General features: G+C 40.4%; 8 protein-coding genes and 1 pseudogene. 7 read left to right on the top strand and 2 right to left on the bottom strand.

The annotated features are described in order from the left end of the window. The first annotated feature begins 147 nt into the window (after positions 1-147). The 5 genes from O9290_RS24200 (at position 148) to O9290_RS24180 (ending at position 1,525) form a co-directional block, all read left to right on the top strand. A complete protein-coding gene (locus O9290_RS24200; protein ID WP_288056064.1) occupies positions 148-366 on the top strand; it encodes a hypothetical protein in 219 nt (72 codons plus the stop codon). After that, a complete protein-coding gene (locus O9290_RS24195) occupies positions 363-752 on the top strand; it encodes a type II toxin-antitoxin system VapC family toxin (RefSeq protein WP_288056066.1) in 390 nt (129 codons plus the stop codon). The genes O9290_RS24200 and O9290_RS24195 overlap by 4 nt, the downstream gene beginning before the upstream one ends. 2 nt (positions 753-754) lie before the next feature. Further along, complete coding sequence (locus tag O9290_RS24190) at positions 755-931, top strand: tetratricopeptide repeat protein (RefSeq protein WP_288056068.1); 177 nt, start codon at positions 755-757, stop codon at positions 929-931. A gap of 61 nt (positions 932-992) precedes the next feature. Further along, the gene (locus tag O9290_RS24185; RefSeq protein ID WP_288056070.1) at positions 993-1,127 is read left to right on the top strand and encodes a hypothetical protein; all 135 of its coding nucleotides are present in this window, start codon (positions 993-995) and stop codon (positions 1,125-1,127) included. 134 nt (positions 1,128-1,261) lie between these two features. After that, entirely contained in the window at positions 1,262-1,525 is a 264-nt protein-coding gene (locus O9290_RS24180; protein WP_002756068.1) for a type II toxin-antitoxin system Phd/YefM family antitoxin, read from the top strand. Between the two features lie 478 nt (positions 1,526-2,003). Here O9290_RS24180 and O9290_RS24175 read toward each other — a convergent pair whose 3' ends face one another. Both O9290_RS24175 and O9290_RS24170 read right to left on the bottom strand, forming a co-directional pair. After that, positions 2,004-3,197 carry a Coenzyme F420 hydrogenase/dehydrogenase, beta subunit C-terminal domain gene (locus O9290_RS24175; protein WP_288056072.1) on the bottom strand — a complete coding sequence of 398 codons (1,194 nt, stop codon included), beginning with the start codon at positions 3,195-3,197 and terminating at the stop codon, positions 2,004-2,006. A gap of 114 nt (positions 3,198-3,311) precedes the next feature. Further along, a complete protein-coding gene (locus tag O9290_RS24170; protein ID WP_288056074.1) occupies positions 3,312-4,229 on the bottom strand; it encodes a histone deacetylase family protein in 918 nt (305 codons plus the stop codon). Positions 4,230-4,389: 160 nt separating this feature from the next. On the opposite strand from O9290_RS24170, the gene O9290_RS24165 reads away from it, so the two are divergent. Both O9290_RS24165 and O9290_RS24160 read left to right on the top strand, forming a co-directional pair. After that, complete coding sequence (locus O9290_RS24165; protein WP_288056076.1) at positions 4,390-5,259, top strand: alpha/beta fold hydrolase; 870 nt, start codon at positions 4,390-4,392, stop codon at positions 5,257-5,259. 201 nt (positions 5,260-5,460) lie between these two features. After that, positions 5,461-5,766, top strand: a pseudogene (locus O9290_RS24160) (glycosyltransferase); the annotation flags it as partial. Positions 5,767-5,903: the final 137 nt, after the last annotated feature.

Raw genomic sequence — 5,903 nt, 5'->3', positions numbered from 1 at the left:
TATTGTAGGGGTAATTCATGAATTACCCCTACACCTATTACCTAGTCCAGTAACCCACCACCACCATTGACAGTGATTGGAATGATTGAATGATGGACTATAATTGAATTAATCACTGATAACTGATTACTGATAACTGATAAAGCTATGACACTTAAAGAACAACTTATTAAAGAAATTGAAACAACTCCCATTTCTCTGCTGCCGGAAATCCTGCATTTTGTCCAATCTATAAAAACAAAACATCCAGACGTTGACTTTATGGAATTTGCTGGTATGGCAGCAGATATAGAAAATACTATGCAAGAGATTGTCGAAGAAGCAGAAGCTAATCGTCAACTTGATTTAAGACGAAATGACTTATGAAACAAGCATTACTTGATACCAATATCCTCTCTTATTTTTTACGAGGCAATCCCGCAGTAATTGAACAATTCCGCATCTATCGACAACACTATACTTATATATCGTTTTCAATCTTTACCTATTACGAGATTAAAAGTGGTTTATTGTATAAAGATGCACGAAATCAACAACAACAATTTGAACGTCTTGCAGAAGTCAGTGAAGTAATTGGTTATGATCGTGAAATTAGTGATATAGCTACTCAAATATACGTTAATCTTAGAATAAAAGGACAACTCATTACCCCGATTGATTTGTTTATTGCTGCGACTGCTATTTATTGTGATTATACTCTGATTACAGCTAACATTAAGCATTTTCAAAATATTCCCAATCTTAGTTATTAAAATTGGTATCTCTCAACAATTTAGGACTATTGTATCATTCCCAAGACAGGTACACAGAAGCGGAACCTCTCTCTCTAGAAGCGATTAATATTTTCAGAGAAGGATTAGGGGAAAATCATCCCCATACTCAAACGATTATGGAGAATTTAAAACTATGTTGTCCCAACTCTGGCAAGTAGAATTAAGATAGAGTTTGAATGCTTTGGAAAATAGGGTCTGTAGGCGCAAGTATTTTCCATTATGAATATAATATCATGTCAAGTCGCCTTTGTCAAGAGAAATTTTAACAACATCCAGAAAAACGTTATTGTAGGGGTAATTCATGAATTACCCCTACACCTATTACCTAGTCCAGTAACGCACCACCACCATTGACAGTGATTGAATTAATCACTGATGACTACAATGATGGATAATTATAGGAGGATGCTGTCTGGACTGTGATTAGGAGAGATTGTTAAATCCCTACAATAATTTTTATTATTTCATCATCAAAAAAAGGATTAATTATGATCAAAAAAATTAAAATCGCCGATGCTCAAACCGATTTACCAAGTCTGGTTAAATCGGTTACAGAAGATAACAAAATTTATGCCATTGAGAATCAGGAGGACTCTGTAATTTTGATTTCCCAAAAAAACTATGAAAGTTTACAAGAAACCATCGAATTACTCTCTATTCCCGATTTAAGAGAAAGCTTACAACTATCTCTACAGCAAATTAATGAAAATGAAACCTATTCTCTTGAGGAAGTCTTGGGAGACATTGATTAATGGTTTATGAAGTCAGCATACAACACAATCATAGTATTCATTCAATCATTACAATCAAAGTTTAGACTGATGATGAACAGAAGTTAATCTATATTCATCGTGCTAAAACCCATTATGGCGAATAAACTAGACCTTGAAAATTCATGAAAAGAGGGTTTGTAGGCGCACGGATTTTCCATTATGAATATAATATCATGTCATGTCAAGTCGCCTTTGTCAAGAGAAAATTTGACAACATCCAGATTTAGTAAAACGTAGCCGATTGTAGGGGTAATTCATGAATTACCCCTACACCTATTACCTAGTCCAGTAGGGTGCGTTAGACGGCCAAAATTTCCGCTTTAACTTCAAGCTAACAATCCGTCGTAACGCACCACCTATCATTGACTTGAGGCGAAGTATTCGGACGATAACCTATCGCTGAAACCGTAGATTTGCTATCCGAATGATGCGCCCCTACTTTGTCAGCATACCCTAATTAATCGGGCAATTTATACTGTTCCACAATCTTCTTAGCATATTCAGGAACATGAGCTGCTAATTTTTCAGGATAATTACGTTTAACATAAAGGTAATTACGGGTAAAGTGAGAATCGATGGAAAAGCGAGCATATTCTAAACCTTTAGGCCCGATTTTTTCAATTACTACTCCCATCATTTTTGCCGCCCACATCGGCAAGGTTACACCTTTATCATAGGCAGGAATGCTATTTTGTACCGCCTGTTTTCTATCACCACTAGACATAACATCTTGGGTATCTAATTGGTCTTTAACTAACTCTAACATTTCCTTGCCCGTATCATTACGAACGACAATCCATTGCCAGCCAAAAGGTGCGCCCATATAGCCCACAACCAAATCGGCAAGGGAGTTAACATAATCAAAACAAGTCATACAGGAAGGGGCAAAAACATCCTTTAATTTATTAGTCTTTAAGCCAAAAAAGGGAACCATTTCCATCGAGCCATCTTCGTGTTTAAAGTGTACCCGAAAATCCTGCATAAATTCGTAATGAACCACGGTTTCTGGGGAACGACTGGTAGTTTCTAGAAACTTTTGCAGTCCTGAGCGGGTGACATTATCGACGCAGGGAGTTCCTAAGACATATAACTTTTCCAAGCCTAATTTTTTTTCTACTGCTCTTAGGGCTTGAATTTGACAACCAACTCCGATAACTAATAACCGTTTCATGCCCGATTTTTCAATTTCTTCTAGGACTGATAAATTGGGAGAAAGAGTCGGTTTATTAACTTTAGCGGCGAGAATTTCTTCCCTGGTACGGGCGAGAATCGGCTGCGGTTGAAAGCGATCCTCGGCGGTATTCTGCACACAAACCACCCCTTCTACTAAACCACGATCGAGCATTTCACAGGCAATTGTACTGACGATTCCTGTCCATTGCGCCCCGGGGATAGCTTGTTTTTTCTTGGCAGCCATCATCTCTTGATGAACACCAAAATAGAGATCATTTTCCTGATTTAAGTCGCGACTTTTGCCGTGTGCTTCTGCTTCTAAATCAGTGATTTGTTGATTGAGAAAAGCACAAGCTTCTTTAACATAGTGAATATAATAAGTGTCACAAAGTCCGCACTCGCTACACAATTCTTTGGCAGGACGACGACTATTGGGCTTGAGGGCTTTGGCTTTGAGGTGTGGCGCAAGGGAGTTCATAATCTTAAAAGGCAACTAGGTCAAGGTTTTTTTCTATCGATCGTTTACCTTACCGCATTCGATCGCTTTGTTACCAATCTTTTTAAAGAAATGTAACGATTACCCGGATTAGGATCAGAGCAAAGCTTCTAAGGTGGCGACGACGGAAGCCGCTAAAGCTTCTAAATCATAACCGCCTTCTAAGCCGAAAAGCAGCGGTTTATCGAGAGTTAAGAGGTATTTGGTTAAAATTCTATAATCCTGTGGGTGTAAACAAATTCCCGCCAGAGGATCCGCTTGATTGGCATCATATCCAGCACTAACAATCACTAAATCCGGTTGAAAATCTTTCAGAAAAGGTATGACTTGCCCCTCAAAATGTTCTTGATAATCTTTAATCGTACTTCCCGCCGATAAGGGAATATTCAAAACATTATTAAACTCACCTTTTTCTCTCGCTTCTCCCGTGCCGGGATAAAAGGGGAATTGATGGAGGGAACAATAGGCAATCTGGGGATGATTTTCGACTATATCCTGGGTGCCATTGCCGTGATGTACGTCCCAATCAAGAATCGCTACTTTTTGCACTCTTTTATTTTCTAAAGCATAATAGGCGGCAATAGCAGCATTAGAAAACAGACAGAAACCCATGCCATAATTAGAAGTGGCATGATGTCCGGGAGGACGGGCTAAAATAAAGGCAGGATCGCCAGTGGATAAGACTCGATCGACTCCATCTAACCAGCCACTAACCGCTAGTAACGCCACATCGTAACTACGCGCAGAAACGGGAGTATCTGCATCCAATCTTCCCCCACCCTGTTGACAAATTCGCCGCAATATATCAACATAATCTTGATTATGAACTTGTTTGATCAAAGGGAGTACTTCGTCACGAATTTCGAGCGGTGTCGGTAAATGCCATGTTAATTTTGACTGCCATTCTGTTTGTTTTAAAGCTCCGACAATTGCCGTTAAACGCGCCGCTTTTTCGGGATGGTAAATACCTGTATCGTGATCGAGAAATTCATCGGAATAGATAATCGAGATCATAATCAAATTACTGCTTAACTCGTTGATTTTTGAGCAACCCAATGGTTTTAATCTACCAGAAAAGCAGCGGCTTGAGCGGCTATAGTGAAAAAACTTTACTGATTGGGTCACTTTTGCCAGATGATGCAATTATCTTTCCCCAAGGTGACAGGAGGCAAAAATGCTGACAAATTTTCGCAAATTTCAGCTAGAAGTTAATGGCATTACTATCAATGGTGTCAAAGGTGGGCGCGGTTTTCCGCTGCTTTTGCTCCATGGTTATCCCCAAACCCATCAAATGTGGCATAAAATCGCCCCCCGATTAGCGGCTAATTTTACGGTGATCGCCACGGATCTGCGCGGCTACGGGGATAGCGATAAACCCTTACCCCTAGAGGATTCTAGCAATTACTGCAAGCGAGTCATGGCCCTCGATCAGGTATTGCTGATGGAAAAATTGGGTTATCAGGAGTTTTATCTAATCGGCCACGATCGAGGGGCGCGAGTTTCCCACCGTCTCGCCCTTGATTTTCCCGAAAAGGTAAAAAAACTCGTTTTACTCGATATAGCCCCAACGCTGGCGATGTATGAGGCGACTGAGCAAACTTTTGCCACTGCCTACTATCATTGGTTTTTCTTGATTCAGCCTTCCCCTTTTCCCGAAACCCTGATCGCCGCTAATCCCGATTATTATCTGCAACATTGCTTGCAAAGTTGGGGTCGAGATTTTAGCGCTTTTACAGAGGAAGCTTTGGGGGAATATCGGCGTTGTTTTCGAGATTTAAGCACGATAACCGCCACTTGTGCCGATTATCGGGCTGCCGCTACCATCGATTTAGAGCATGATCGTCAGGATTTAGACCGGAAAATTTCCTCTCCCCTCTTGGTTCTTTGGGGAGAAAAAGGTTTCATTGCACGTCAATACGATGTGATCGCTCTTTGGCAGCAGCTAGCTAATCAAGTCACGGGACAGGCGATCGCCAGCGGTCATTTTTTACCAGAAGAAGCACCAAAAGAGACGGGACAGGCGATCGAGGATTTTCTTCGCTAAGTAAAGAGATTGACGGCAGAATTCTCTGAGTTAGGAGCCGGAAGAAAGGAGGTAAATCGTTGGCTAATCGGGTTTTCACTTTGACAAAATTATACTCCTGTCAGAATCTTGAACCTAAGATAATTATTAAACACAGGAGGAAAAAACTGGGATTAAATCGATTTTTTTTCAATCAATTACTGGTCAAATATTATTATGCAAATGCTAAAATATTCCCTGATTGTCCCCATCTATAACGAGGAAGAAACTATTGCCGAACTGTATCGCCGGGTGAGTGCCATCATGAATAATTTAGATGGGGCGGTAGAATTAATTCTAGTAAATGATGGTAGTAAAGATAGTTCCTTAAAACTGCTGCGAGAACTGCACAAAGCTGATTCACGAGTATGTTATATCAGTTTCGCCCGCAATTTTGGTCATCAAGCGGCGGTAACTGCTGGACTTAATTTTTGCCGAGGACAAGTAATTATTGTTTTGGATGCTGACCTGCAAGATCCGCCCGAATTAGGGTCTGCTGAAAAAGTTTTTCCTGGGGGTAGGAGTCAGTAGCCGGTCGTCAGGAGTCGGTCGTTTTAGGCTTTGTTGCCCTTGTTTTTTGTACCAAGCGATGTACTACAAGAAGGATAATGCAAGGTTTTTGAACG

It is taken from the genome of Microcystis sp. LE19-41.2A, assembly GCF_027530405.1.
In the GTDB taxonomy this organism is placed as follows: Bacteria; Cyanobacteriota; Cyanobacteriia; order Cyanobacteriales; family Microcystaceae; genus Microcystis; species Microcystis aeruginosa.
This window is presented reverse-complemented; position numbering and strand designations above follow the sequence as displayed.

What these genes read in the sequence shown, in the direction of transcription:
- O9290_RS24165 (WP_288056076.1), top strand. Translation starts at nt 4,390, where the DNA reads ATGCTGACAAATTTTCGCAAATTTCAGCTAGAAGTTAATGGCATTACT.
- O9290_RS24180 (WP_002756068.1), top strand. Translation starts at nt 1,262, where the DNA reads ATGATCAAAAAAATTAAAATCGCCGATGCTCAAACCGATTTACCAAGT.
- O9290_RS24170 (WP_288056074.1), bottom strand. Translation starts at nt 4,229, where the DNA reads ATGATCTCGATTATCTATTCCGATGAATTTCTCGATCACGATACAGGT.
- O9290_RS24200 (WP_288056064.1), top strand. Translation starts at nt 148, where the DNA reads ATGACACTTAAAGAACAACTTATTAAAGAAATTGAAACAACTCCCATT.
- O9290_RS24195 (WP_288056066.1), top strand. Translation starts at nt 363, where the DNA reads ATGAAACAAGCATTACTTGATACCAATATCCTCTCTTATTTTTTACGA.
- O9290_RS24185 (WP_288056070.1), top strand. Translation starts at nt 993, where the DNA reads ATGAATATAATATCATGTCAAGTCGCCTTTGTCAAGAGAAATTTTAAC.
- O9290_RS24175 (WP_288056072.1), bottom strand. Translation starts at nt 3,197, where the DNA reads ATGAACTCCCTTGCGCCACACCTCAAAGCCAAAGCCCTCAAGCCCAAT.